The sequence below is a fragment of the Variovorax beijingensis genome (assembly GCF_003951285.1).
Classification (GTDB): Bacteria; Pseudomonadota; Gammaproteobacteria; order Burkholderiales; family Burkholderiaceae_C; genus Variovorax; species Variovorax beijingensis.
The window spans coordinates 20,908-45,345 of record NZ_RXFQ01000007.1; the positions used below are offsets into that span (position 1 = coordinate 20,908).

Annotated in this window: 20 protein-coding genes; 5 read left to right on the top strand and 15 right to left on the bottom strand. The window is 68.7% G+C overall.

The features are described 5' to 3' along the window. The 8 genes from hpaE to EJO66_RS13530 form a co-directional block, all read right to left on the bottom strand. A complete protein-coding gene (gene hpaE / locus EJO66_RS13495) occupies positions 1–1,461 on the bottom strand; it encodes a 5-carboxymethyl-2-hydroxymuconate semialdehyde dehydrogenase (RefSeq protein WP_124958343.1) in 1,461 nt (486 codons plus the stop codon). Then, on the bottom strand, positions 1,458–2,231 hold the full coding sequence (locus tag EJO66_RS13500) for a fumarylacetoacetate hydrolase family protein (protein WP_124958344.1): 774 nt from the start codon (positions 2,229–2,231) through the stop codon (positions 1,458–1,460). Before EJO66_RS13500 ends, hpaE begins: the two co-directional genes overlap by 4 nt. Continuing rightward, complete coding sequence (locus tag EJO66_RS13505; protein ID WP_124958345.1) at positions 2,228–2,863, bottom strand: fumarylacetoacetate hydrolase family protein; 636 nt, start codon at positions 2,861–2,863, stop codon at positions 2,228–2,230. Before EJO66_RS13505 ends, EJO66_RS13500 begins: the two co-directional genes overlap by 4 nt. Then, complete coding sequence (gene hpaR / locus EJO66_RS13510; RefSeq protein WP_124958346.1) at positions 2,860–3,294, bottom strand: homoprotocatechuate degradation operon regulator HpaR; 435 nt, start codon at positions 3,292–3,294, stop codon at positions 2,860–2,862. Before hpaR ends, EJO66_RS13505 begins: the two co-directional genes overlap by 4 nt. Positions 3,295–3,450: 156 nt before the next feature. Beyond that, positions 3,451–3,984 carry a hypothetical protein gene (locus EJO66_RS13515; protein ID WP_124958347.1) on the bottom strand — a complete coding sequence of 178 codons (534 nt, stop codon included), beginning with the start codon at positions 3,982–3,984 and terminating at the stop codon, positions 3,451–3,453. Between the two features lie 14 nt (positions 3,985–3,998). Continuing rightward, positions 3,999–8,330: an RHS repeat-associated core domain-containing protein gene (locus EJO66_RS13520; RefSeq protein ID WP_124958348.1), complete on the bottom strand. Its 4,332-nt coding sequence runs from the start codon at positions 8,328–8,330 to the stop codon at positions 3,999–4,001. Between the two features lie 42 nt (positions 8,331–8,372). After that, positions 8,373–9,956 carry a hypothetical protein gene (locus tag EJO66_RS13525; protein ID WP_125965445.1) on the bottom strand — a complete coding sequence of 528 codons (1,584 nt, stop codon included), beginning with the start codon at positions 9,954–9,956 and terminating at the stop codon, positions 8,373–8,375. 7 nt (positions 9,957–9,963) lie between these two features. Next, positions 9,964–12,348 (bottom strand): type VI secretion system Vgr family protein, encoded by a 2,385-nt coding sequence (locus EJO66_RS13530; RefSeq protein ID WP_124958350.1) that lies wholly within the window; start codon positions 12,346–12,348, stop codon positions 9,964–9,966. A gap of 193 nt (positions 12,349–12,541) precedes the next feature. Between EJO66_RS13530 and radA the strand changes: the two genes are divergently transcribed. Beyond that, on the top strand, positions 12,542–13,930 hold the full coding sequence (gene radA, locus EJO66_RS13535; protein WP_124958645.1) for a DNA repair protein RadA: 1,389 nt from the start codon (positions 12,542–12,544) through the stop codon (positions 13,928–13,930). A gap of 246 nt (positions 13,931–14,176) precedes the next feature. Continuing rightward, positions 14,177–14,620, top strand: coding sequence for a glycerate kinase (locus EJO66_RS13540; protein WP_124958351.1), 444 nt, complete (start codon positions 14,177–14,179; stop codon positions 14,618–14,620). Positions 14,621–14,644: 24 nt separating this feature from the next. Here the strand turns inward: EJO66_RS13540 and EJO66_RS13545 are convergent, their stop codons facing one another. Further along, positions 14,645–15,649, bottom strand: a complete 1,005-nt coding sequence (locus tag EJO66_RS13545; RefSeq protein WP_124958352.1) for a recombination-associated protein RdgC — start codon at positions 15,647–15,649, stop codon at positions 14,645–14,647. 133 nt (positions 15,650–15,782) lie between these two features. Between EJO66_RS13545 and EJO66_RS13550 the strand changes: the two genes are divergently transcribed. The 3 genes from EJO66_RS13550 to EJO66_RS13560 are packed head-to-tail and all read left to right on the top strand — an operon-like array spanning position 15,783 to position 17,367. Continuing rightward, positions 15,783–16,736 (top strand): branched-chain amino acid transaminase, encoded by a 954-nt coding sequence (locus tag EJO66_RS13550; RefSeq protein ID WP_124958353.1) that lies wholly within the window; start codon positions 15,783–15,785, stop codon positions 16,734–16,736. Between the two features lie 8 nt (positions 16,737–16,744). Continuing rightward, on the top strand, positions 16,745–16,954 hold the full coding sequence (locus tag EJO66_RS13555) for a zinc-finger domain-containing protein (protein WP_012745419.1): 210 nt from the start codon (positions 16,745–16,747) through the stop codon (positions 16,952–16,954). Then, on the top strand, positions 16,951–17,367 hold the full coding sequence (locus tag EJO66_RS13560) for an ABZJ_00895 family protein (RefSeq protein ID WP_124958354.1): 417 nt from the start codon (positions 16,951–16,953) through the stop codon (positions 17,365–17,367). The genes EJO66_RS13555 and EJO66_RS13560 overlap by 4 nt, the downstream gene beginning before the upstream one ends. On the opposite strand, the gene EJO66_RS13565 is transcribed toward EJO66_RS13560, so the two are convergent. The 6 genes from EJO66_RS13565 to EJO66_RS13590 form a co-directional block, all read right to left on the bottom strand. After that, on the bottom strand, positions 17,368–18,627 hold the full coding sequence (locus EJO66_RS13565; RefSeq protein WP_124958355.1) for an O-antigen ligase family protein: 1,260 nt from the start codon (positions 18,625–18,627) through the stop codon (positions 17,368–17,370). Between the two features lie 70 nt (positions 18,628–18,697). After that, entirely contained in the window at positions 18,698–19,897 is a 1,200-nt protein-coding gene (locus EJO66_RS13570) for an ATP-binding protein (RefSeq protein WP_124958356.1), read from the bottom strand. Between the two features lie 7 nt (positions 19,898–19,904). After that, on the bottom strand, positions 19,905–20,627 hold the full coding sequence (locus EJO66_RS13575) for a response regulator transcription factor (RefSeq protein WP_124958357.1): 723 nt from the start codon (positions 20,625–20,627) through the stop codon (positions 19,905–19,907). A gap of 2 nt (positions 20,628–20,629) precedes the next feature. Further along, positions 20,630–22,330, bottom strand: a complete 1,701-nt coding sequence (locus EJO66_RS13580; protein ID WP_124958358.1) for an NAD(P)/FAD-dependent oxidoreductase — start codon at positions 22,328–22,330, stop codon at positions 20,630–20,632. Positions 22,331–22,336: 6 nt separating this feature from the next. After that, complete coding sequence (locus EJO66_RS13585) at positions 22,337–23,173, bottom strand: beta-ketoacyl synthase chain length factor (RefSeq protein WP_124958359.1); 837 nt, start codon at positions 23,171–23,173, stop codon at positions 22,337–22,339. After that, positions 23,170–24,372, bottom strand: coding sequence for a beta-ketoacyl-[acyl-carrier-protein] synthase family protein (locus EJO66_RS13590; protein WP_185738294.1), 1,203 nt, complete (start codon positions 24,370–24,372; stop codon positions 23,170–23,172). Before EJO66_RS13590 ends, EJO66_RS13585 begins: the two co-directional genes overlap by 4 nt. Positions 24,373–24,438: the final 66 nt, after the last annotated feature.

The following is a 24,438-nucleotide window of genomic DNA, read 5'->3' on the forward strand; positions in this document are numbered from 1 at the left end:
TCAGGCTCCCCAGTGCGGGATGTGGTGCGAACCCATCGACACCGCCACGTTCTTCGGCTCGCAGAACACCTCGTAGCTCCAGGTGCCGCCCTCGCGCCCCGTGCCCGAGGCCTTGGTGCCGCCGAAGGGCTGGCGCAGGTCTCTGACGTTCTGGCTGTTGACGAAGCACATGCCGGCCTCCACCGCGGCAGCCACGCGGTGCGCGCGGCCGATGTTCTCGGTCCACACGTAGCTCGACAGGCCGTAGGGGATGTCGTTGGCCAGTTCGATGGCATGCGCCTCGTCCCTGAACGGGATCAGGCAGGCGACCGGCCCGAAGATCTCGTCCTGCGCGATCTTCATGCGGTTGTCGACGTCGGCGAACACGGTGGGCATCACGTAGTTGCCGCGCTGAACGCGGTCCGGCAGGTTGCCCGGAACTTCGAGCCCGCCGCACAGCAGCGTCGCACCTTCCTTCGGACCGAGCTCGATGTAGCTGCGCACCTTGGCCAGATGCGCCTGCGAGATCATCGGCCCGACGATGGTCTTCTCGTCGAGCGGGTCGCCCACCGTGATGCGCCTGGCGCGCTCGGCGAACCTGGCGGCAAAGTCGGCATAGATCGACTGCTGCACCAGGATGCGCGAGCCGGCCGTGCAGCGCTCGCCGTTGTTGCTGAAGATCATGAACACGGCCGCGTCGAGCGCGCGGTCGAGGTCGGCGTCCTCGAAGATCACGAACGGGCTCTTGCCGCCGAGTTCCATGCTGAACTTCTTCAGGCCCGCGCTCTTCACGATGCGGTTGCCCGTGGCGGTGGAACCGGTGAACGAAATCGCGCGCACGTCGGGGTGCGCCACCAGCGGCTCCCCGGCTTCCTTGCCGTAGCCGTGCACGAGGTTCAGCACGCCGGGCGGAATGCCCGCTTCGAGCGCCAGTTCGCCCAGGCGCGCGGCCGTCAGCGGCGAGAGCTCGCTCATCTTCAGCACCGCGGTGTTGCCGAAAGCGAGGCATGGCGCGACCTTCCAGGTGGCCGTCATGAAGGGCACGTTCCACGGGCTGATGAGCGCGCACACGCCCACCGGATGGAACAGCGTGTAGTTCAGGTGCGTGGGCGTGGGGTAGGTGTGGCCGTCCACCCGCGTGCACATCTCGGCGAAGTAGTAGAAGTTGTCGGCCGCGCGCGGGATCAGCTGCTTGCCGGTCTGCGCGATGACCTGGCCGCAGTCGTTGGTCTCGGTCTGCGCGATCTCGGGCACGTGCTTGGCGATCAGGTCGCCGAGCTTGCGGATGAGCTTGGCGCGTTCGGGCGCGGGCAGACCGGCCCACTTGGGGAACGCCTCCTTCGCCGCAGCCACGGCCGCGTTCACTTCGGCGTCGCCGCCCGAGGCGACCTCGGCCAGCACCTCCTGCGTGGCGGGGTTGACGGTTTCGAAGTAGTCCTTGCCGGCAACTGCCTTGCCGGCGATCAGGTGATCGACTCTCATGCTTTTCCCTGGATGGTGTTGACCAGCGCGCCGATGCGCTCGATCTCGCAGACGACCACGTCGCCCGGCTTGCAATCGACCACGCCGTCGGGCGTGCCTGTGAGGATCAGGTCGCCGGGCGACAGCGTCATGAAGCGGCTGAAATACTCGATGAGGAAGGGCGCATCGAAGATCATGTCGCGCGTGCTGCCCTGCTGCGTCACGGTGCCGTTCACCGTGGTCTTCAAGGCGAGCGCCATCGGGTCGGGCACGTCGGCCGCGTCGACGAACCACGGGCCGATCGGCGTGCAGGTGTCGCGGTTCTTCACGCGCAGGTTGGGGCGGTACCAGTTCTCAAGGTAGTCGCGGATCGCGTAGTCGTTGGCCACGGTGTAGCCGCCGATGAAGTCGCAGGCGTCACCCCGCTTCACGTGCTTCGCGGTCTTGCCGATCACGATGGCGAGCTCGCACTCGTAGTGCATGAACTGCACGCCTGCCGGCCGGTGCGTGTGCTGGCGGTGGCCGATGAGCGTGCTCTGCCCCTTGACGAACGCCAGCGGTTCCTCGGGCGCCTTGAACTCGAGTTCCTTCGCATGGTCGGCGTAGTTGAGGCCGAGCGCGAGGATGGTGCGCGGGCGCGGCGTGGGCGCGAGCGGCGGCAGCCACACGAGCTGTTCCTGCGGCACCACGCGGCCGTCGTCCAGCCGCACGGCGGCATCGGCCTGGCCGTTGAATTCGTGCGCGGTGCCGGTGTGCTCGCGGCCTTCGAAGATGACGCGTGCGTGCTTCATGCGGCGGCCTCCTGCACGAGCGTGTTGCAGAGGGTCTCGAACCCCGGCGCGGAGATCTCGATGCGGTCGCCCGCACGCGCCAGCGGCCGGCCGGCGTCGCAGCCCAGCATCAGCACGTCGCCATGCGCGAGCGTCATGAACTCGCCCACGTCGGCCAGCAGCTGCTGCGCGGGTCGCACGAGCTGCGCGAAGTCGATCGATTGCTTCAGCGCGCCGTTGATGCGCACCTCGGCGCGAAAACCCGCGGGGTCGGCCACCTCCTGCGCGTCGCGCAGCGCCGGGCCGATGCCCAGGAACCCGTCGACGCACTTGAACTTCACGGGCGGGCGGAAGAAGCTCGCATGCGGGATCGAGAGGTCGTTCATCAGCACGAAGCCTTCCACGTCGCCCTCGGCGCCGACCACCATGCCGATGCTGGCGCCGATCTCCACCTCGGGCACCGATGCAGGCACCGCGATGGCGCTGCCGTGCGGGCTCCAGGTGTTGGCGGTCTTCACGTAGAGCACGGGCGCCTTCGGCGGTGCCCCGTAGGGCGGCTGCGTCATTTGCGGCGCGAGCGCTTCCACTTCTGCACGGAAGTTCAGCAGCGTGCCGTACACGGTGCCGGTGGGCAGGAAAGGGGAGGGGGTCATTCGGGTTGCTCCAGCGAGATCAGTTCGTCCAGCAGCCCATACAGCTGGGTCAGCCTGGTCTTGCCCAGCGACTGCTCCAGCCACTGGTAGTGCGACTCGATGCTCGAGGACAGCTTCTTCACCAGCTTCATCCCGTGCGCCGTCGCCTCGACCACGGTGCGGCGCTGGTCCTCGGGGTCGCGGCTGCGGGTGATGAGGTCGTCGCGCTCCATGCGCGCGAGCACGCCGGTGAGGCTGGGGCCCAGGATGAACGCCTCGCGCGCCACGCGTCCGGTTTCCACCGCGCCGTGCTCGCCGAGCACGCGCAGCACGCGCCACTGCTGGTCCGACAGCGCGTGCTCGCGCAGGCTGGGCCGTGTGTGGGCCATGACGGCTTCGCGCGCCTGCAGCAGCAGGCGCGGGAGGTTGCGGTGGGTGAAGGTGCTGGCCACGGAAGGGGTGTCTTGCGAATTATTTAATATATTAAATGATCCGTTGTGGCAGGCCAGCGGGCAATCGGGAAAACCCGTGTCAGGGGAGGGCAGGCGCGGCGCAACTGAGCCGCTGGCGATCAGTTCACCAGGGAGAAGGAGGCCCAGGGGCCGGCGTCAGGACAGGAAGGACTTGTTGCCGTCGTACTCGCTGGCGACCAGTGCCAGCGTGGCTTCCATGGCGTCGCTCAACGTCTCTCTGGACACTTCGGCAACCCGGATCTCCCTTGGCATGTCCGCGTTTTGACCACTGCCGATCTCGCAGGTCAGGTACAGGCGGCCTTGGGCGGGGATCAGGTAGCTCAGGACATGCAATGTGATGTCGCCGAACTCGAGGAATGAGTAAAGGCTCGAGAACTCGCGCGTATCGGGAAATTTGTCCGAGCCATCCGCGAAGACGAGATGAATGTCCTTGGGACCGAGATCGCCGAAGACATCAGGTCTCTGCTCGAACCGGACCCCCTTCCTGAAGCTCGTCAACGCTCTGTTCAGCCGAAAGAGGAAGTTCGGCACATAGACCTCGTTGTCGCCATCGGTCAGATGCAGGCCCAGAGCGTAGACATCCACGCAGCGCATTGCGTTGCTTTCCGGGTTGATGGGACCAACCTCGAACTGGAGGGTGTCTCGGCTGCCGAAGATGTGATTGGACATCGGTCGATAACTTTCTATGCGCGGCACGGCGGCAAGGATTTGGCGAATTTGCGCCGAGCATCATCGATGCGGAGATGACTTATAGCGCCTCTCAGGGAGACGCCATTGTCGGACCCTGCCCAGTGGTATGTCCGGCCGCCGGAATCCTGGAACTGATGGACATTGCCCTTGCTGTCGAGCGCGTATCGCACCGAGCGATCTCCAGGGTAGGAGCGGCTGCTGTTGAACAGCTCCAGGTGGTTGTCGGGTAGCACGCTCTTGCGCGGGTTGTAGGGCCGGTCTCCGCGGCCCGGCGAGTTCCTGTCCGGATCGTGGTGGCCGGGATTTTCATAGTGATCGTACATGTGGTCATCACCTCTGATACGGGCAATGATCGGGTGGCCATGGAGCCCCGGTTCGCCCACCTCCCAGTACGGAATGGGGGTGTTGGACACCAAGCCCAACGGGTCGGTGCCAAGGATCGGGTTCTCGGCATAGCGCGTCAGGTTCTCGCCAGCGCGCAGCCGCAGCGGATCCTGCGAGATGAACTGGCCGCTGTTCGGATCGAAGTAGCGGTACCTGTTGTAGTGCAGCCGTGTTTCAGGGTCGAAGTACTGTCCCTGGAACCGCAGCGGATTCGAGACCTCCTCTCGATGCAGTGCCGTGATTGCACCCCAGGCGTCGAAGCTTGCCGACCAGACCACGCGTCCGTCCTCGTCCGTGATGCGCGTCGGGCAGCCGTTGGGGTCGACGTGGTAGTACAGCGTGCGGGTCGCGCCGCTGTCGTGCGCGATGAGCGCCAGCGGCACGAAGGTGGAAGGGTAATACACGTACTCCCGCGCATTCTGATGCCGCCAATCCTGCTTGCCAGGGGGCTGGCGGGAGCCCGCCAGGCGCAGCATGGGACTTGACGGCGGGCCCTGGGGTGGCCGTGGCGCATCGTTGTCCTCGACCATCTCGCCAAGCAATGCATTGCCATCCCAGAAGAACCAGGTGGTCTGCGTCGGGCCGCGCTTGAAGACCCGTCGGCCCGCCGGGTCGTAGCCATAGCGTGTCGCGACCGCACCGCTGCGACTTTCGGTCAATCGATGGTTCGCATCCCAGAGGAACTCCAGCCCGTCGTCGACCGATTCGGCGCTGCCCATCCGCACTAGGTCCCCGGCGCGGTCGAAGACGTAGTGGACGCCCTCGAGGCTGCCCTCGCGCGTCCAGAGCACAGCCTCGGGGTCGGCTTCGCCACCGGCCACCTGCTTCAGCGGCGTCAGCCGGATGCGCGTCTGCAGGCGGTCGCCGGCCGGATCGTGCAGGAAACGCTGGATCCGGCCCTGGGGCGTCGTGTGTTCCAGGAGCTGGCCGAGTACGTCGTAGCGGTACTGGTCGAAGCCCTGCTGACTGTCGCTGCGGCTCACGAGATGGCCTGCGCGGTCGTAGTCGTAGCGGGTGTCGAAGACCGGCGCCACGTCCTTGAGCAGGCGCTGGGCCGTCAATTGGTCGCGTACGTCGTAGTCGAACTGACGTTCCAGTCCTGAGCCCAGTCGCTCGTGGGTGGTGCGGCCCAGCGCGTCGCGGGTCATCACGATGGGAGGCCGGTCGTCGATGGTGAGGCTCTCCAGCCTGTTGCCCGGATCGAAGGCGCAGGCCGTGCGATGGCCCGCGCTGGTCTCGCGCAGGACGCGGTTCCCGGCCTCGTCGTACCGGTAGGTCACCCGGAAACCGCCTTGCCGCTCTTCCAACAAAAGACCTGCGGGATCGAAGCGACGCTTGACGTGCATGGCGTCGTTGCGCATCTCCACCAGCTGTCCGCACAGGTCGTATGCAAAGTGTTCCTGCACCTGTCGATCCGGTCGTAGCGGGTCGGCGAAGGTCTTTCGCGTGATGCGGCCCATCGGATCGTTGGCGAATGCGATGCGCTGGCCCAGCGGGTCGATGGTGGCCGTCAGGCGTCCCGCCGCGTCGTATTGATAGTGGCGCGACTGACCCCAGAAATCCACTTCTTCGACGATGCGGTCCAGCGCGTCGCGCCGGAGGGCATAGCGCTCGCCGCGCTGGTTGGTCAACCCGACCAGCCACTCTTCGGTGTCGTAGTGGTATTGCACCGTCTGGCCATCGGGTTGGATGCGCCGGCTGACGCGACCGGTGCCCACATACTGCAGCCGTGTCTGGGCGCCGCTTTCGTCGATATGGACGACCAACTGGTCCTCTGCGTCGTAGGTGCAGTTGATCTGCCCACCGCCCGGGTGCTCGATACGCAACAACCGTCCCTTGGCATCGTGGTGATAGCGGTACACGCGGCCCAGCACGTCGGTCTGTTCGGTCAACCGGCCCAGTACGTCGTAGTCGAAGCGGCTTTCATGGCCCAGCGGATCGGTCAGCGCGCGCAACTGGCCGTGCCGGTCATGCTGCAACTGAGTGAGCGCGCCCCGCGCATCGACATGCTGTGCCAGCTGCCCGTGCGCATCGTGCGCGAAACGCGTGATGGCGCCCCGCGGGTCGCATTGGCTGGCCAGGAGACCGCGGGCGTCATAGGTCTGGGTCCAGCGATGGCCGAGTGGATCGATGACGGCGAGCATCCGGTCCTCATCGTCGAACTCGCTGCCGATGGTGCTCCCGTCCGGCCGCTGCACCTCCAGCAGATTGCCTCGCGCGTCATACGTGAACCCCGTGCGCAGCCCCCCCGGGGCGGTCACCGCCACGGTGCGCCCCACATCGTCGTACTCAAAGGTGGTCACGCCATCCAGCGGATCGATCTCCGCCAGCGGCAGCCCCGCCTCATCGAACTTGACCACCGTCAGATGCCCCAGCGAGTTGGTGACCTCGGTCTGCCGCAGCGCCGCGTTGTAGGCGAAGCGGTAGTCGTGCAGCCCGCCGTCGCCCCAGGCGTGCACCACGCGCCACTGCTCGTCGTACGCGTAGTGGAACGACAGGCCCGTGCGGTCGGTGTGACGCGCCATGCGGTGCTGGAGGTACGCGAACTCGCGCGCCGCACCCAGCGCGTCGATGGCCGCCAGCAGGTCGCCGTCGGCATGGAGGTAGCGCACCAGCGGATGGTCCTGCCCGGTGGTGGGGTCGCGCAGCGCCATGGACTCGATGCACCCTTCGCGCGAGTGCACCTCGATGCTGCGGCCCGGCAGGTTGTCCACGCCGCTCTCCACGATGCGCACCAGATCGCTGCCTTGGCGCATGAAGCGCCAGTGGTTGCCGCAGGCATCCTCGATGCGCACGATGGGCAGGGTCGCGGCCCGAAGCTTTCCCTCGGGCGGCAGCGCATCCTCGAAGTGGTAGCGCAGGCCGCTCTTGAAGCGCACCACCAGCGCTGTGCCCCGGCGCATCAGCCGCGCACCGTCCACCACGTCGAGCACCTGCTGTCCCTCGGCCTGCGGCAGCGCAGGGAACAGCGCGAATTCCTCCGGTCCCTGCAGGCTGAGCAGGCCATCGGCTTCCACCATCAGGCGCACATCCGCCGGGGTCTGCCAGCCGTGGCCGCAATGGCCGGGCAGGGCGTGGTCACGCGACGCGTAGATACGCGTCCAGCTCAGCGGCAGCCGGCCCGGGATGTGAAAGTCCTCGTGCGTCACCGAGACGCTGCCGTCGCGGATGTCCACCGGCTCGGCCCGCAGCACCTGGCACTTGAGGAAGCCCGGGGGCATGTTCTTGAACGCGCGCCGCGCGACGCGCGTGTAGGCGCGGCCCAGTGCCTTGAACAGCCCGCGCTGGACCATCGCGCCCCACGAGATGGTCGGCGGCCCGCCCACGAACACCTGCGGCGGAATGGCGACGTTGAAGGTGGTCGGCAGCATCAGGCTCAGCCGCAGCGGCTTGACCGCCTTCTTCTTTCGGAACGGCGGCACCAGGCCCACGATGTTGCAGGCCAGCACCGGCACGCTGATGCGCGAGAAGGGCTCGCCGTCGGCCAGCACGATGCGGCTGCCCATGAAGAGCTCGTCGTCGAACTGCGGGCCGCCGGGCGCCTTGATCACCGGCATGGGCGCGCCGACGAGGATGTGGAAGTCCACGCCGCCCGTGCCGGCATTGGCCCGGCGCACGCCCGCCACCTCGACGGTGGCGCCAAGCGGAAAGGGGATGCTCGCGGGCATCTCGCCGCCGCCGGCCGGCGCGCCCGGCGGCGCCGGAACCTCGGGCGCCGCGGTGCCTTGACCGATGGTGTCCAGGCCCGCCTGCATGGCGCCGTCCATGGCGCTCAGGCCCTTCACGATCGGGTTGTCGGGCGAGACCTGGATGGTCGGCAGGTAGTCGAACGGGTCCATCACGATGCCGATGTGCAGCGTGGGCCACACGCCGGGCGGCGCCAGGTAGGTGTGGGCATCGATGCCCAGCTGGGGGTCGAAGTGCTTGGCCGCGAAGAACAAGGTGCTTTCTCTCTGGCGTGCGGTGGGGTGAGGCAGCGCGACTCAGGCCGCTTCGACGAAGGGTTGCGGATCGGGCAGGCGGGCGAACGCGGGTGGCTCGCGCCATTCGTCGACCCCCTGGTCCAGCGGATGGCTCACGTGCGGCAGCCCGCTCCAGGCCGGATCGAGCCACTGGCGGCCCAGCGCGACGACGGTGCGGAACACGTCCTCGCTGCCCTGGACCCATTTCTCGCGCTCGCGCAGCAGGGTCTGGAACGCCTGCTCGTAGCGCTGCGCGAGCCGCGCCTCGATGGCGTCGACCGCGGGCCGCGGCGGCCGCTCGCCCAGCCGATGGCCGGCCAGGTCGGCTTCGACCAGGGCCGCGCGCGCGTCGCGCTCGTAGCGGGTGGCGCAATGCGCGATGCGCTCGCAGCGCTTGGGATCCTGCATGACGAGCATGTCGTGCAGCAGCTGCGGCACGGTGCTCTGGGGGCGGTCGGCGTCGGCCATGGTGCGCGCCTCGCGGATGCCGGCCAGCGCCGAGGCCCACGCCCGGTCGCGCTCGCCGGCGCTGCGCCAGGCCTGGGCCGCGGCGCGCTGGCCTTCGATGGCGAACATGGGGTGGGGCACGCGGCGGGCCGCTTCGGCGGCCTCTTCGAACGCATGGGCGGCCTGCTTCATCTCGCCCGCCGCGGCCCAGGCCCCGCCTTCGGCCATCCAGCCCTGCATGAACAGCGTGGCACCCATGGGGTTGCCGGCCTGCGCCGCCTCGGTCGCCGAATCGCGGGCCCGGCGGTAGCGCGTGATCGACGCGCCGAAGTCGCGCGCCTGCAGCCAGGCGCCGCCCACCATCATGTCGAGCACGGCGCGCTGGTCGGCCCAGCCGTTGCGCGTGGCCAGCCGCAGGGCGCGTTCGCCCGCGGCCTCCACCCCGGCCGCGTCGCCCAGGCGCAGCAGCGACAGCATGTCAGCATAGAGCTGGCGAAAGAGGGCCACGCCGCTGCCCCCGCCGCCGCTCTGGGCGGCGATCTCGCGCGCGGCCTCGAGGATGTCCAGCGGCGCATCGACCACGCGCATCGCGCCCGCATGCCGCTCCACCAGCGGCTGCCATGCGCGCGAGTCGCTGTCGTCCACCAGCACCAGCCGCAGCAGGCCGGCCTCTTGCGGCGGCACGGGCGTCTGCATTGCCGCATCGAACCAGCGCTCGAAGCAGTCGGCGTCGCTCACGCTGCCGGGCTGCAGCACGACCGACATGCGCTGGCAGCGCAGGTGCCGCGCCAGCGAACAGCCGGCTTCCACGAAGCCGGCGGCGCTGTCCCAGCCGGGCTGGTCCTCTTCGTCCCAGCGGCCCGCGACACCCTGCTTCGCGAGCTGCGGCCGGTTGTGCCTGTACGCGTCGATCAACTGCTGCCGCAGTTCGCGGCTGTAGCGAAAGCCGGTCTCGAAGGCCGTGTCCAGCCGCAGGAAGAGATCGGGCGTGCTGTACTCGCTGTCGACCATCTGGAGCGTGAAGAAGGCCTCCAGCATGCGCTGCGAGTCGGGCGGCGCGCGCAGCACGATGGCGCGCAGGGCCGGGTCGTCGGTGCGCTCCCACCACAGATCGTGCAGCTGGGCCATGCGTTTCTCGACCGGGTTGCGTGTCGACACGGCGGCCTCAGCAGTTCAGGAAGATCTTGGTGCCGTTGACCGTGACGCCGGCGTCGTCGAGCATCAGTGTCGCGCTGCCGGCGCGCAGCACGATGCGCCCGGGCGTGACCTCCACCGTCGTGCCCTCGACGTTGAGCACCACGCTGGTCGGGCTCGCGTGCGTCATGGCGCCGGAGGAGTAGGTGTCCAGCGTGCCGCCTTCGGCGCTCACGCCGACGTTGGTCGAGGCCACGGCGGAGAAGTCCCCGCCCTGCGCGAACAGGCCCATGTTGAGGGCGGCCGTTCCATAGATGTTGGCGGCCGAGCTGGTCAGGGAGAAGTCGCCTTGCGAGGTGGCCGAGGCCGGGCCGGCCGGTACGTTCAGCGTCATCGCGTCGTTGTACGTGCCGGTGTGCGACTTGGCGGAAACCTGGTAGGCCTGCCCGATGGTGGTGGTCTGCCCGAGGGCGACGTTCCAGGTGTCGCTGTCCTGGACCGTGACGGTGCGGGCCTGCGTCACCGCGAGCGAATCCGTGCCCGTGACCGAGGTGCTCTGGTTGCCGGTGACGCTGGCGGTGCGGTTGGCCTTGGCGGTGTGGGTCTGGTCGCCCGTGACCGTGAGAGCCTCGGTGCCGATGACCGAATGGCTGCGGTTGGACTTGACGGTGACCGTCTCGTCGCCGTCCACCGTCTCGGCACGCTTGCCATGGACCGTGATCGTCTCGTTGCGGTCCACCGTTTCCGTGCGGTCGTTCTTGATGTGATTGGTTTCGTCGTGGTCGACGGTCTTGGTGCGGTCGCGGCCCACCGTGTGCACCTCGTCGTTCTCGACTTCGATCAGCTGGTCCTTCTCCGCATGCAGCCAGAGCTGCTCTTCGCCCTTCTTGTCCTCGAAGCGAAGGGCATTCGCGTTCTCGCTGGTGCCGCCTTCGGAGCTGCGCGACAGCAGGCCGCTCTGCGTTGCGTTTGCCGGCAGTTCCCACGGCGGCATGTTGTCTGCGTTGTAGACGCGGCCGGTGATGATCGGCCGGTCCGGGTCGCCGTATTCGAAGTCGACCACCACCTCCTGGCCAATGCGCGGAATCTGCATGCCCCCGAAGTTGGTGCCGGCCCACGGCGAGGACACCCGCACCCAGCAGGAACTGCTTTCGTCCCTGGTGCAGTAGCGGTTCCAGTGAAAGCTGAGCTTCACGCGCCCGTACTGGTCGGTCCAGATCTCGCGGCCCGCGGGGCCGGTGACCACCGCGGTCTGCGGCCCGGCGGTGCGCGGCTTGGCCGCGTCCGGTGTCGGGCGGAAGATGTTGCTTGCCGGGATGACCTCGAACTCGACGTTGCACTGGAACTCTTCCTGTCCAGTCGTGTCGCCGGCCTCCTGCAGGAACAGGCGTGCCGTGGTGACGAGGTAGTCGGCGTTCGCGCTGTCCTGCGGATGGTCGACCAGCGTGAAGCGATGGCCGGCCGCCACGCCCCGCAAGTTGCCCGCGCCGCTGGCCACCTGTCCCGGTGCGCCGGTTTCTTCCATGCGTGCACGTACGAGCTGCTCGCCCTCGGATTCCACGGCGTAGTTGCCGGGCCACGCGAACACCTCCCGCATGCTGTGCTGCGTGCGCCGCGGCATCGCGCGGGCCTGCGTGAGGTTCGCCTTCGGCCGCGTGAAGTCGAAGTCGCCCGTGACCCACTTGCCGCTTTGCAGGCCTTCGGACAGCCGGAAGCGGTGGCAATGCTCCTCGTTGGACGATGCCTGCATGGCACCGAAGGGAACCTGCTCGTAGCCGCCGGCCGGAAAGGGCCGGTGCGATTGCATGTCGTCGACGATCACCATCGTGTGGCCGGCCTCGCCGTGCTCGAAGTAGTAGTACAGGCCCCACTCGTGCAGCAGGCGGCTGACGAAGTCGTAGTCCGTCTCGCCGTACTGCACCACGAACTCGCGCGCGGGATAGCTGCCCGTGACCCGGACCGACAGCGGAAAGCCGTACGCGCCGAGCACTTCGCCGACCGTGTCGAGCACGTTGTTGTTCTGGAAGATCCTGAAATCCCGTGTTCGCTGGGCCAGGCTCAGCCAGGGCTCGATGACCAGTTCGTAGAGCGCCCGCCTGTTCTCCAGGCGCAGGAAGCGTGCGCGCGTCACCAGGCCGGAAATGTGGCGCTCCTGCCCCGCGCCGCCGGTGCGTCCGTCGAGCAGGATGTGCACGCTGAACTCCTCGCCGATCAGGGGCTTGAGCTTGACGTTCGCCGCCGAGCGCGCATCGATGTCCGGCGACTCCGGGGTGGTCAGCGTGAGGGTGTAGCTGTAGGGGCGGCTGAGGGCTTCTTCCCCCTCCACCCGCATGGGTTCGAGTGCATCCATGCCTGCCAGCGTGGGCATGGCACTGGATGTCGCGGCGAGCTTGCGGCCGCGCTTGAAGGCGGACATGGCGTTGAGACTCCCTGGATTGCCGATGGGTGCGCAAAGGACCCGGGCCCCGCTCTTTTCCCGGGCGTTGCGCCGAAGGGGCGGGGCCAGCGCATGCTATCGCGGCCACTCCCCCTTCCGCAATGCAGACGTTTTCATGACATTTCCCCCGGCGGGCCGCCGTCTTGCTTCCTGCGCCTCCCTACACTTCGGCATGGCCAAGGAAAAATCTCTCTTCGTCTGCAGCGAATGCGGCGGCACCAGCCCCAAGTGGCTCGGCAAGTGCCCGAGCTGCGGCGCCTGGAACACTCTCATCGAACAGGTGGCGGGCAGCAACGGCCCGTCCAACAACCGCTTCGGCACACAGTACGCCGCGCTCGCGGGCGTGTCCGAGCTCGCAACCCTCTCCGAAATAGAAGCGACCGACGTTGCGCGCACGCCCACCGGGCTCGACGAGCTCGACCGCGTGCTGGGCGGCGGCATCGTCTCGGGCGGCGTCACGCTGATCGGCGGCGACCCGGGCATCGGCAAGTCGACGCTGCTGCTGCAGGCGGTCGACGCGCTGCAGCGCGCGGGGCAGAACGCGCTCTACGTCACCGGCGAGGAAAGCGGCGCGCAGGTGGCGCTGCGCTCCAAGCGCCTTGGCCTGGACCATTCGCAGGTGCAGGTGCTGGCCGAGATCCAGCTCGAGAAGATCATCGCGACGCTCGACGCCACGCGCCCGGCCATCGCGGTGATCGACTCGATCCAGACCGTGTACTCCGACCAGCTCACCTCCGCGCCGGGTTCGGTGGCCCAGGTGCGCGAATGCGCGGCCCACCTCACGCGCTTTGCCAAGACCAGCGGCACGGCCGTGGTGCTGGTGGGCCACGTCACCAAGGAGGGGGCGCTCGCGGGCCCGCGCGTGCTCGAGCACATGGTCGACACGGTGCTGTATTTCGAGGGCGACACGCATTCGAGCTTTCGCCTCGTGCGCGCCATCAAGAACCGCTTCGGCGCCGTGAACGAGATCGGCGTGTTCGCCATGACCGAGCGCGGCCTCAAGGGCGTGGCCAACCCGAGCGCGATCTTCCTGAGCCAGCATGCGGAGCCGGTGCCCGGCAGCGTGGTGCTGGTCACGCTCGAGGGCACGCGGCCGATGCTGGTGGAGATCCAGGCGCTGGTCGACAACGGCGGGCCGAGCCCGCGCCGCCTTTCGGTGGGCCTGGACCGCGACCGGCTCGCGATGCTGCTGGCCGTGCTGCACCGCCACGCCGGCGTGGCCTGCATGGACCAGGACGTGTTCGTGAACGCCGTGGGCGGGGTGCGCATCAGCGAGCCGGCCGCCGACCTGGCCGTGATGCTCGCCATCACGTCCAGCTTGCGCGGCAAGCCGCTGCCCAAGGGATTCATCGCATTCGGCGAGGTCGGCCTCGCGGGCGAGGTGCGCCCTGCGCCGCGTGGACAGGAACGTCTGCGCGAAGCGGCCAAGCTGGGCTTCAGCGTGGCCGTCGTGCCCAAGGCCAATGCGCCGCGCAAGGGATCGAAGGAGATCGAGGGCCTGACCATCCATGCCGTCGAGCGCATCGAGGAGGCGATGGACGTGGTGCGCCGCCTCGATTGACCGAGGATCGATCGCGCAAAAAAATGCCCGGCGCACCAGTGGCGCGCCGGGCGATCCTCCCTGTTCCCCGATGTGTGACGTGTCTTCTTGTTGTGCTGGCAACCTCGGTTGCCTCTCCCTGAAGCCGGTGGCGTTGGCCCGTGCGGCGAAATGTGCCTGCTGGCGCCGCGGCGCGGTGCGCTTTTCGGGGCGAGTACCGTCTTGCGCGCCCGGCGGTAGTCGGGGCCGCTACCGCACGCGGCGACAATGCGCGCCATGAATTTCCAGAAAATACTGGTGCCCGTGGGCGCCATCGTCCTGCTCGGGCTGGCCTGGCGCAGCGGCGGCTGGGGCGGTGTGGCCCTGGCGGGCGGGGCCATCGTGATGTTCCTGCTGCTGCACTTCCACCGCGCGATGCAGGTGCTCAAGCGCGCGGCCGACCGCCCGATCGGCTACGTGGCGAGCGCGGTGATGCTCAACGCCAAGCTCAAGCAGGGCGTGACGCTGATGCACGTGATTGCGATGACGCGCGCCCTGGGCGAACTGCGCTCGCCCAAGGACGAGCAGCCCGAGCTCTACCGCTGGACCGACACCGGCGGCTCGTACGTCGACGCCGTGTTCAACGGCGGCAAGCTGCAGAGCTGGACGCTGACGCGGCCCGAAGCCGCGCCCGACGACCCGCCGTCTTCCGAAGACGGCAAGGCGGGCTAGGAAGAAGCGAGGAAGCGCCGCTCGTCAGAACGGTGCGTCTTCTTCCTCGGCTTCGGCATCGGCCGGTGTGGTGGTCGTGGGCACTTGCGCGGCGGCCTTCGGCGCTGCTGGGTCCGTTGGGGCGCCGGTGAAGGCCGCCTCGCCGCCCAGCGCGTCGAGCAGTGCCGGCACCAGCTGGCCGAGTTCGCCGGTGGCAATCGCCACGTCGGCGTCGAAGTTGTCTTCCTTCTTGCCGCCGGCCGCGCCGTCGCCCGTGCCTTCGAGGAACACGATCTTGCGGATCAGCATGCCGTGCGTCAGCTCGAAGGACACGCGGTCGTCCCAGGTGAGCGCCAGGCGCGTGGGACGCTTGCCGTCGGTGATGTGCTTTTGCACTTCCTCGATGTCGAGCGGGTGCTTGGCGTAGCGCACCACGGCCTTGGAGTCGTCCGAGGCCTTGAGCTCGCACTCGCGGTCGATGGTGAAGCCGGCCGGCGGCTCCTGCGTGAGGAGCCAGTTGGCCATGGCGGCGGCCGGCTCCACCTGCGTGTTGATGAGCGCCACCGCAAAGCCGTCGAGCGACTTCACGAGGCTGGTGACCACTTCGTCGGCGCGCGAGGCGTTGCCGCTGTTGATCACCAGGCGGCGCTCGGCCTTGTCGATCCACACGGCCACGCGGGCGCTGCGCGTGAAGGCCATCGGCAGCAGCTCCAGGGTGATGTCCTCCTTGAGCTCCTTCTTTTCCTTCTTGCCGGGCTTGCGGCCGGTGGTGGCCTCGATCTGCGCGCAGCGCTCGTCGAGCTTGCGGCGCACCACGGAGCCGGGCACCGCCTTGCTCTCGATCATGTATTCGACCAGCCACTGGCCGTCGATGGATTCGACCAGCGGGCCGTTGGCTTCGCCGCGGGGCTCTACCCAGCCGGCGGATTTTTCCTGCGAGGGGCCGCAGGGCTCGAAGCGCGCCTTGGCGAGTGCTTCTTCGGCCTCGGCCAATGTTTGGGACCAGGCAGGTTCGATGCGATAGACGATGACGTTCTTGAATACGGACACGGAAACCCTTTTTTCCACTGGTTTGGACAACCGGCCATTGTCGGGCACGGCGTTCCGGCGGCCACCGTAAAATCGAAAGCTTTTGCGACTTCCCCCCGGTCGCTCCCCACACAGCTCCCAAAGGAATCAGGAAATGAGCTCGATCCCCCCCTCGCTGGACGACCGTGACGGCAAGATCTGGATGGACGGCGAACTCGTGGACTGGCGCGACGCCAAGATCCACGTGCTGAGCCACACGCTGCACTACGGCTGCGGCGCCTTCGAGGGCGTGCGCGCCTACAAGACGGCCGACGGCAGCACCGCCATCTTCCGCCTGGCCGAGCACACCGAGCGCCTGTTCAACAGCGCCAAGATCCTGCGCATGAAGATCCCGTTCACGCAGGAACAGCTCAACGAAGCCCAGAAGCAGGTCGTGCGCGAGAACAAGCTCGAAAGCTGCTACCTGCGCCCGCTGATCTGGATCGGCTCCGAAAAGCTCGGCGTGAGCCCCAAGGGCAACCGGATCCATGCCATGGTCGCGGCCTGGTCCTGGGGCGCCTACCTGGGCGAAGAGGGCATGAAGCGCGGCATCCGCGTGAAGACCTCCAGCTTCACCCGCCACCACGTCAACATCACGATGACGCAGGCCAAGACGGTGAGCAACTACACCAACTCGATCCTCGCCAACATGGAGGCGCTGGACGACGGCTACGACGAGGCGCTGCTGCTCGACGCGAGCGGCTTCGTCTCCGAAGGCGCGGGCGAGAACATCTTCGTGGTCAAGGGCGGCGTGGTCTACACGCCCGACCTCTCGGCCGGCGCGCTCAACGGCATCACGCGCAACACCATCCTGCACGTGTGCAAGGACCTGGGGCTGGAACTGGTGCAGAAGCGCATCACGCGCGACGAGGTCTACATTGCCGACGAGGCTTTCTTCACCGGCACGGCCGCTGAAGTCACGCCCATTCGCGAGCTCGACCGCATCGAGATCGGCAACCGCGGCGACGGCGGCTCGCGCGGCCCCGTCACCGAAAAGATCCAGGCTGCCTTCTTCGACATCGTGAACGGCAAGAACCCCAAATACGCCCACTGGCTCACGAAAGTCTGAGAAAACCCATGCCTACCAACGCAGTCGTCGAACTCCTGGCCAGGGAACTCAACCATCAGGGCGGCGTGTTCTGCCCCAGCCCCAAGGCCGACATGAAGCTCTGGGACACCCATCCCAAGGTGTACCTGGACGTGGCGCGCACCGGTGAAGCCAAGTGCCCGTACTGCGGGACCGTCTACCGCCTGAAGGCGGGCGAGACGGTGTCGTCCCGCCATTGACCGTTCGCGGCCTGCTCGGGCGCTTCGGCGCCGCCTACCTGCTCCTGCTGCTCATCCTGGGCCTGGCGCTGAACCTGCTCGGCGTCAAGGCCAACGCGGGTGTCAATACGGCTGCGCTGCTGGGCGCCGTGATGTGGGTGTGCCTGGCCTTCGGCAAGAAGAACGGCCGGTACCTGGCGCGCGATGAAAAGACCCGCGCCGTGCTCGGCATGATCGCGATCGACCTGGCGATCCAGGCCGCGGTCTCGGTGGCGGCGGCGCTGGCTGCCGGCGCCTCGGTGCTGCAGCTGGGGCCGATGCTGCTGGTGCTGCTTTTCGTGGGCGTGCTGCACGCCGCGGTGATCTACTTTTTCGTCGGCATGGCGGGCCGGCAGTTCGCAGCCGCGGAAGCCAGGCGCAGCAGCAGCAGATAGCTACCGGGATTGCGGCGGGACCTCGAGCGCCGCCGCGATGCGGCGCGTCGGCCACAGGTCGTGCCAGGGCTGCGTGTCGCGCGGTTCCTGCGCGAGCCGCAGGTAGACCATCGCGATCCACAGCAGCGCCAGTCCGATCTGCGCGTCGCGCACGGCCGAGTTCACGCTCGATGCGATCAGCGCGATCAGCGTGGCCGCCAGCGCGTAGCGTCCCGCGATGTCGGGCCGCTTCCACGCCTGCCAGACGGCGCCCGCCATGATGACCAGCAGGCTCAGCAAGGCCGGCAGCCCCCCCTGCGCGCCGACCCACAGGAAGTCGTTGTGCGGCATGTTCGAGTCGGCGAAGAGGGCCGGTCCGCGCTTGTGCCACTGGTCGGTCCAGCCGCCGATGCCCCAGCCGGCGAGCGGCCGGTCGGCGATCATGAGGCCGGTGTCGCGGTACATGTAGTAGCGGATGACCCAGCTGCCCTTGAAGATTTCGCCGGCCTGCGCCTTCTCGATTTCCTCCACGCCGGTCTCGACCTTGCGCTGCAGCTGCGGCAGCTGGTAGAGCCCGGCACCCAGCACCACGGCCCCCAGCACCAGCGCGCCCACCAGCATCTTCAGGTGGCTGCGCCATTGGTGGATGCAGACCACCGGGATCACCAGCAGGAGCGCGAGCACCGAGGTGCGCGAGGTCAGCGGCAGCGCCACCACCAGCCCCAGGCCCAGCACCAGCGCAAAGGCGGGAACGGCGCGCAGCGGCCGGTGCGCGGCGATCTGCGCAATGCCCCACACGGCGGCCGTGGAGGCCACCACGCTGAACAGCAGCGCATTGCTGATCGACTTGTTGCCCACTTCCATGACCACCGCGCGCAGCGGCGACCAGATCGGAAAGCCGATGGCGTAATAGGCCACGATCAGCAGGATGTTCAGCGCCGCGACCAGCAGGAAGCCGCGCAGCGCCCAGACCGCTTCCTCGCGCGTGAGCGCCATCGCCATCAGGATGGTGAGGCCGATGCGCAGGCCGTGGAACAGGTTCGAGCCGGTCTCGGGGTAGTGCGGCCCGATGGCCAGCACGATGAAGGTCCAGGCCAGGTACGCCACCAGCGGCCACCACAGCGGGTTGGCGCGCAGCCGCGCGAAGCGGTCGCGCAATCCGCCGGCCAGCAGCATGGTGGCGAGCAGCAGCAGGGCCGAAAGGTAGGTGACGCCGACGGGCATGAACACCACCAGCCCCCAGAACATGGCCGCGGGCCTGACGATGTGCGATCTCTGCATAGGGGCGGGATTTTAGGTGGGGCCGGCGAGCCCAACCTGACTTGCCCCGGCGCACCGCCGGGGCGTGGGCTCAGTGCGCGGGCGCGCTCGCCGGCAGGCGGATCACGAAGCTCGCGCCGCCCTCCGGGCCGTCTTCGCAGCGCACGCTGCCGCCATGCCGCTCGGCGATCGACTTCACCAGCGCGAGCCCGAGGCCCACGCCGCCGTTGCGCTCGCTGGCGCCGGGCAGCCGGTAGAACGGCTCGAAGATGCGTTCGCGCAGGGCCGGCGGCACGCCCGGGCCGCGGTCGGTGACGCGCACCGTGGCAAAGCCGTTGGCGCTGCCGAGCTCCACCCTGATTTCGCCGGCGCCGTAGCGGCGCGCGTTCTCGAGCAGGTTGCGGATCGCGCGGCGCAACAGGCGCGAGACGCCGGGCACGGTGAGCCTGGCGTTGTCGGTGCCTTCGACCAGGTCGAGCTCGGCATTCACCTGCGAGCACTCCTCGGCCGCGAGCCCCGTGAGGTCGACGGCCTCGATGGTGCCCAGGTCGGCCTCGCTCGCGTCGAGCCGGCTGGCCAGCAGGATCTCGTCGATGAGCTGGTCGAGCTCGCCGATGTTGCGCGAGATTTCTTCCCGCGCCTTGGGGCTCGGGCGTTCGCCCATCAGCTCCAGGCCCATGCGGATGCGGGTGAGCGGCGAGCGCAGCTCGTGCGATGCATTGGCCAGCAGCGACTTGTGCGAACGCACCAGCTGTTCGATGCGTTCGGCCGACGCGTTGAAACGTTTGGAGAGATCAGCCACTTCGTCCTGCCCTTCTTCGGTCACGCGCACCGAGAGATCGCCTTCGCCCCAGCGCTGCACGCCGCGCTGCAGTGTCTCCAGCCGCTGGGTCAGCCGCCGCACGATCGGGTACACGCCCAGCGCCACCGCAATGCCCACGAGCGCGATCATCCAGCCCAGGCCGAACGGCGTGCGCCAGGGCGCGAATCCGCCGGTGCCCGAGGGCCGGTCGCGCGGCGCCACGCGCAGCGTGATGGCCCTGCCGTCGCCGAGCGTCACGTCGAACTCCAGCCCCTGGCCCGGCACGCGCAGCGCCTTGCCGGTGCCGATGGGCTTGTCCTGCGCATCGAGTACCACCACGTTGCGCGGCACCGGTGCCAGGCGCTCGCGCTCGGCCTGGGCCGCCTCGCGCACGATCCAGTTGGCCATCAGCGTGAGGATGACGACGCCGCCCACCACCGCGAGCCAGATGCGCACGTAGAGGTGGCGGGAGTAGAGGCTCCGCAGCATCGGCCCGTCAATCCTGCTGCTTGGCGAACACGTAGCCCACGCCGCGCACGGTGAGGATGCGCTTGGGGTTCTTGGCATCGACCTCGATGGCGGCGCGGATGCGTCCCATGTGCACGTCGATCGAGCGGTCGAAGGCCTCGAGCTCGCGGCCGCGCACGGCCTCCATGATCTGGTCGCGCGTGAGCACGCGCCCGGCGCGCTCGGCCATGGCCACCAAGAGGTCGAACTGGTAGGAGGTGAGGTCGGCCAGCGCGCCGCCCACCGACACGGTGCGCGCGTTGCGGTCGATCTCGAGCGTGCCGAAGCGCATCACGGTGCTGGCTTCGGTGTCGGCGCTGTTCTCGCTGCGGCGGCGCAGCACCGCGCGGATGCGCGCGAGCAGCTCGCGCGGCTCGAAGGGCTTGGGCAGGTAGTCGTCGGCGCCGATCTCCAGGCCGATGATGCGGTCCATCGGATCGCCCTTGGCGGTGAGCATCAGCACCGACACCTTGGAAGCCGGAGGCGGCAGCGAGCGGATGCGGCGGCAGATCTCCAGGCCGTCGGTGTCGGGCAGCATCAGGTCCAGGATCACCAGGTCGGGCGCGTGCTGCTGCAGCTGCTCGAGGCCGCTGGCGCCGTCGCCGGCATGCGTGAAGAGAAAACCCGACTGCGTCAGGTATTCGCCCACCATCTGCGCCAGGCGGGCGTCGTCTTCGATCATCAGGAGCTGGGGGGTACTCATGCGCTTCATGGTCATGCACGTGGGGCAACGGGGCTTGAACGCTCCGTAAAGTTGGGTAAACGCGGCTTCCGGCTGTCATCCGGAACTGCTGCGAAAAGCATAGCGCCGGCTTGCGCATCGGCGGGCAGGCCGGCGATGTCTTCCTCGAGCAGCGCGGGCAGGGCGCAGCCGCGCAGGTCCGCATTGTCCGCCCGTGCGCGCGCGAGGATCTCGCCGGCCAGCTGGCGCAGCTGCGCGGCCGAGGCCCGGATGCGCGCCCGGAACTCGGCATCGCCCAGCCGCGGGTCCTTCAGGCTGCGGTTGAGCTCGGCGAACCAGGGCATGGCGGCCTGGTCGAGCATCACCGGGGCGTTGCGCCTGGCGCTGGCCGCGGACCAGCTGCGCAGCAGTTGCTGCACCGCGAGGTTCAGGCGCTGGCAATGCTGCAGCTCCTCCTTCAGGCTGCCCAGCAGCATCAGGTCGGTGAGCCGCTGCTGGAAGAAGATCTGCGACAGCACGCCCCAGTAGTAGGCGTAGTCCCAGATCACCTTCACCGGCAGCACCTCGGGGTCGCCGAACAGCGGGTACTGGTCCTGGTAGAGCGCCAGCGTGCTTTCGTAGAACGAGTGGTAGATCTGGTCGTAGAGCTGCGCGCGGGCTTCCACCGAGCGGCCCGCGCGGTCGTGCGCCACCAGGTCGGCGATGTAGGTGTTGCTGATCGCGATGAAGTCGCTGCCCGGCGAATAGAAGGGGTCGAGGAACAGGCCGGCCTCGCCCGTCAGGGCCCACCTCTGGCCCGAGAACACCTGCCTGCAGCCGTGCGAGAAGTGCTTGAGGAACGCGAAGTCCTGCAGCAGGTGCCGCTTGCCGTCGAGCGCGTCGTACAGCCGCGGCTGGTAGGTGGCGAACCACTGCATGGCCTTGTCGAAGGTGTCGATGGTGTCCAGCGGATGCAGCTTCGGGTCGGCCACGATGCCCACCGAATGCGAGCCCGAGGCCAGCGGAATCAGCCAGGCCCAGTAGCCCGCGCCCACCAGGTGGTTGGTCGAGAGCCAGCGCGCCTGCGGATCGCAGCGCCCGCGCCAGGTGGCGTTGTCGCTCCAGTCGTCGATGGCAATGCGCTCGCCGATGCGGAACCACACGGCGTTGACGTCGTGCGCGTTGGCCTCGGCGAGCCCGAGCTTGCGCTTGAGCAGGCCGGCGCGGCCGCAGGCATCGACCAGCCAGCGCGCCTCGGCGCTGTGGGTTTCGCTGCCGCGCGTCCATTCGAGGCGGTGCGGTGCCTCGGCGCCCTCGGCCAGATCGACGCGGCGCACCAGCGCGGCATCGTCGAAGCGCACGCCGCGCCGCACGGCCTCCTCGGCCAGGTAGTTCTCGAAGATGCCGCGGTCGATCTGGTAGCTGGGCACCGCCAGGTAGCGGCTGGCGCCGATCTCGGTGACCTGGTCGATGTCGCGCCGGCCCTCGCTGAAGAAGAAGCGGAAACCGAACTTGCGCAGCTGCGCGCCGTCCATGTGGGGCTTGAGGCCGAGCACCGTGTCGAAGTAGTGCGCGCCGATCTCGACCGACGACTCGCCCACCTTGTGCGCCGCGTGCGGCACCGGGTGCGTGCGGCGCTCCAGCACCAGCACGTCGATGTCCTCGAAGCGCTGCTTCAGCTGCAGCGCCAGGGTGAGGCCCGCGAGCCCGCCGCCCATGATCACTGCGTCACATCGTTGCGCAGTGCCGGTCATGGAGTCTCAGTCCCGGATCGGCCGCAGTTGCAGCTGCAGCGACAGGGTGGAGGAAAGCGGCAGGCCGATGGGCGGTGGCGAATCGTCTTCCAGGCGCGCCAGCGCTTCGAAGAGGCCGAGCGCATGGGCCATCGGGTTGATGTGCGCCAGTGTTTTCGCGGCGTCGGAAAGCGGCGCGGGCGCGGTGCCATCGGCCCCGTATTCCTGCACCGACCAGTCGAGCGCGGCCACGCTGCGCGCCGTGCGCCCGGGCGCGATCACCAGCGCCACGGCCAGCAGGCCCTGGCTGTCGGTCACCGACGTGAGCGGGCCCACCGTGGGCGTGTCGTAGCCCACCAGCAGCACGGGCGACTGGTCGGCCGCGCATTGCACGGCCGCTTCGAGCAGGCCGGCGGCAAAGCTGTTCTCGTAGGCCGAGACCGAGTTGCTGGCCGCCATGCAGCCGGTGCCGATGGTCCAGTAGCCCACGGCCGCGTTGTGCACCGAGTTGTGGAAGCGCGTGGGCGACAGCACCGTGGGGTCGGTGGCCAGCGTGCTGCACATGTAGTCGTTGATCGAGAGATCGCCATGCGCCGAGACGAACACGCAGGGCACGTCGGCCGCGTTGCGGCCCGAGCCCGCCATCGACGCAGCGGCCACTTCGAGCGCCAGGGCCACGGTGTCGGGTGCGCGGCGGCGCTCGGCCGGCGCCAGCACCTGCGGCGACGGCCGCTTGGCGGGCGGGTCGGCCAGCCCGCCTTCGCCGCGGAAGGCAGCGCGCGCGGCGTCCCAGCCGGGCAGGGTGGGCGTCCAGAAGGCCGGGCCTTCGATGTAGAGCGTGGGTGGCACGGGCGTGGGCTTCATGCGGTTGCCTTGCCGAAGACCAGGGAGCAGTTGTTGCCGCCGAAGCCGAAGGAATTGGTCAGCGCGTAGCGCACCTCGCCATGCGCGGGCTCGAGCCGGATCTGCGGGCCGAATCCCGCGTCGAGCTGGTTCGTGTTCACCGTGCCCGGCATCAGGCCGCGTTCGATCGCGAGCAGGCTGATCACCGATTCGACGATACCCGCCGCGCCCAGCGTGTGGCCCATGAAGCCCTTGGTCGAGCTGGCGTGGGTGCGCGCCGGAAAGCGCCGCGCCACCAGTGCGCCTTCGACCTCGTCGTTCTTCTGGCTCGCGGTGCCGTGCATGTTGATGTAGTCGATGGCCTCGGGCGCCAGGCCCGCGCGCGCCAGCGCCTCGTCGAGCGCGCGCTCGGCGCCCAGGCCCTCGGGGTGCGGCGTCGACATGTGGTGCGCATCGCTGGCTTCGCCGTAGCCCAGGAGCCGCAGCGGCGCGGCTGCGTCGTCCTGCACGCGCTCCACCAGCGCGAAGCCGGCCGCCTCGCCGAGGCTGATGCCCTTGCGGCTCGCATCGAACGGCCGGCACGGCTCGCTCGACACCAGTTCGAGCGAGTTGAAGCCGAACAGCACGCTGCCGCACAGCGTGTCGACCCCGCCCACCACGGCGGCGTCGGCCAGGCCCAGGCGGATCAGCCGCTCGGCCGAGGCAAACACCTTGGCGCTCGACGAGCAGGCGGTGGAAACCGTCTCGCTCGGCCCGGTGAGCCCGAGCACCTGCTGCACGAACATGGCCAGCGAGTGCGGCGTGTGCACGGCCGGGCGCCGCTGGTCCATGGGAAAGAGGCCGTCGGCGTCGAGCCGGGTGTAGGCCAGCTCGGTCTCGCCGATGCTGGAGGTCGAGGTGCCGAGGATCAGCGCGATGCGCGAAGGGCCGTACCTGGCCCGCGCGGCCGCCACGGCCTCGGGAAAGCCGTCCGCATGCAGGCCCAGCCAGGCCAGCCGGTTGTTGCGGCAGTCCCACGGGGCCAGCGCCTCGGGCAGGCGGATGTCCTCGAGCCCGTCGACCCGGCCGATCCAGGTGGGCAGCGGCGCATCGCCGAAATCGTTGGCGCGCAGGCCGCTGCGCGAATGCTCGAGCGCCTCGGCGAGCGGCTCCTTGCCGACGCCGACGGCCGAAGTGGCCGTGAAGGCGCTGATCTGAAGGGGAGAAATGCGGGGCGGCACGTTGCTTGTGGGTTGGCGGACGGAAGGTGAATGATCGCTCTGGGAGCGAAGCGAAGGTAACCGGAA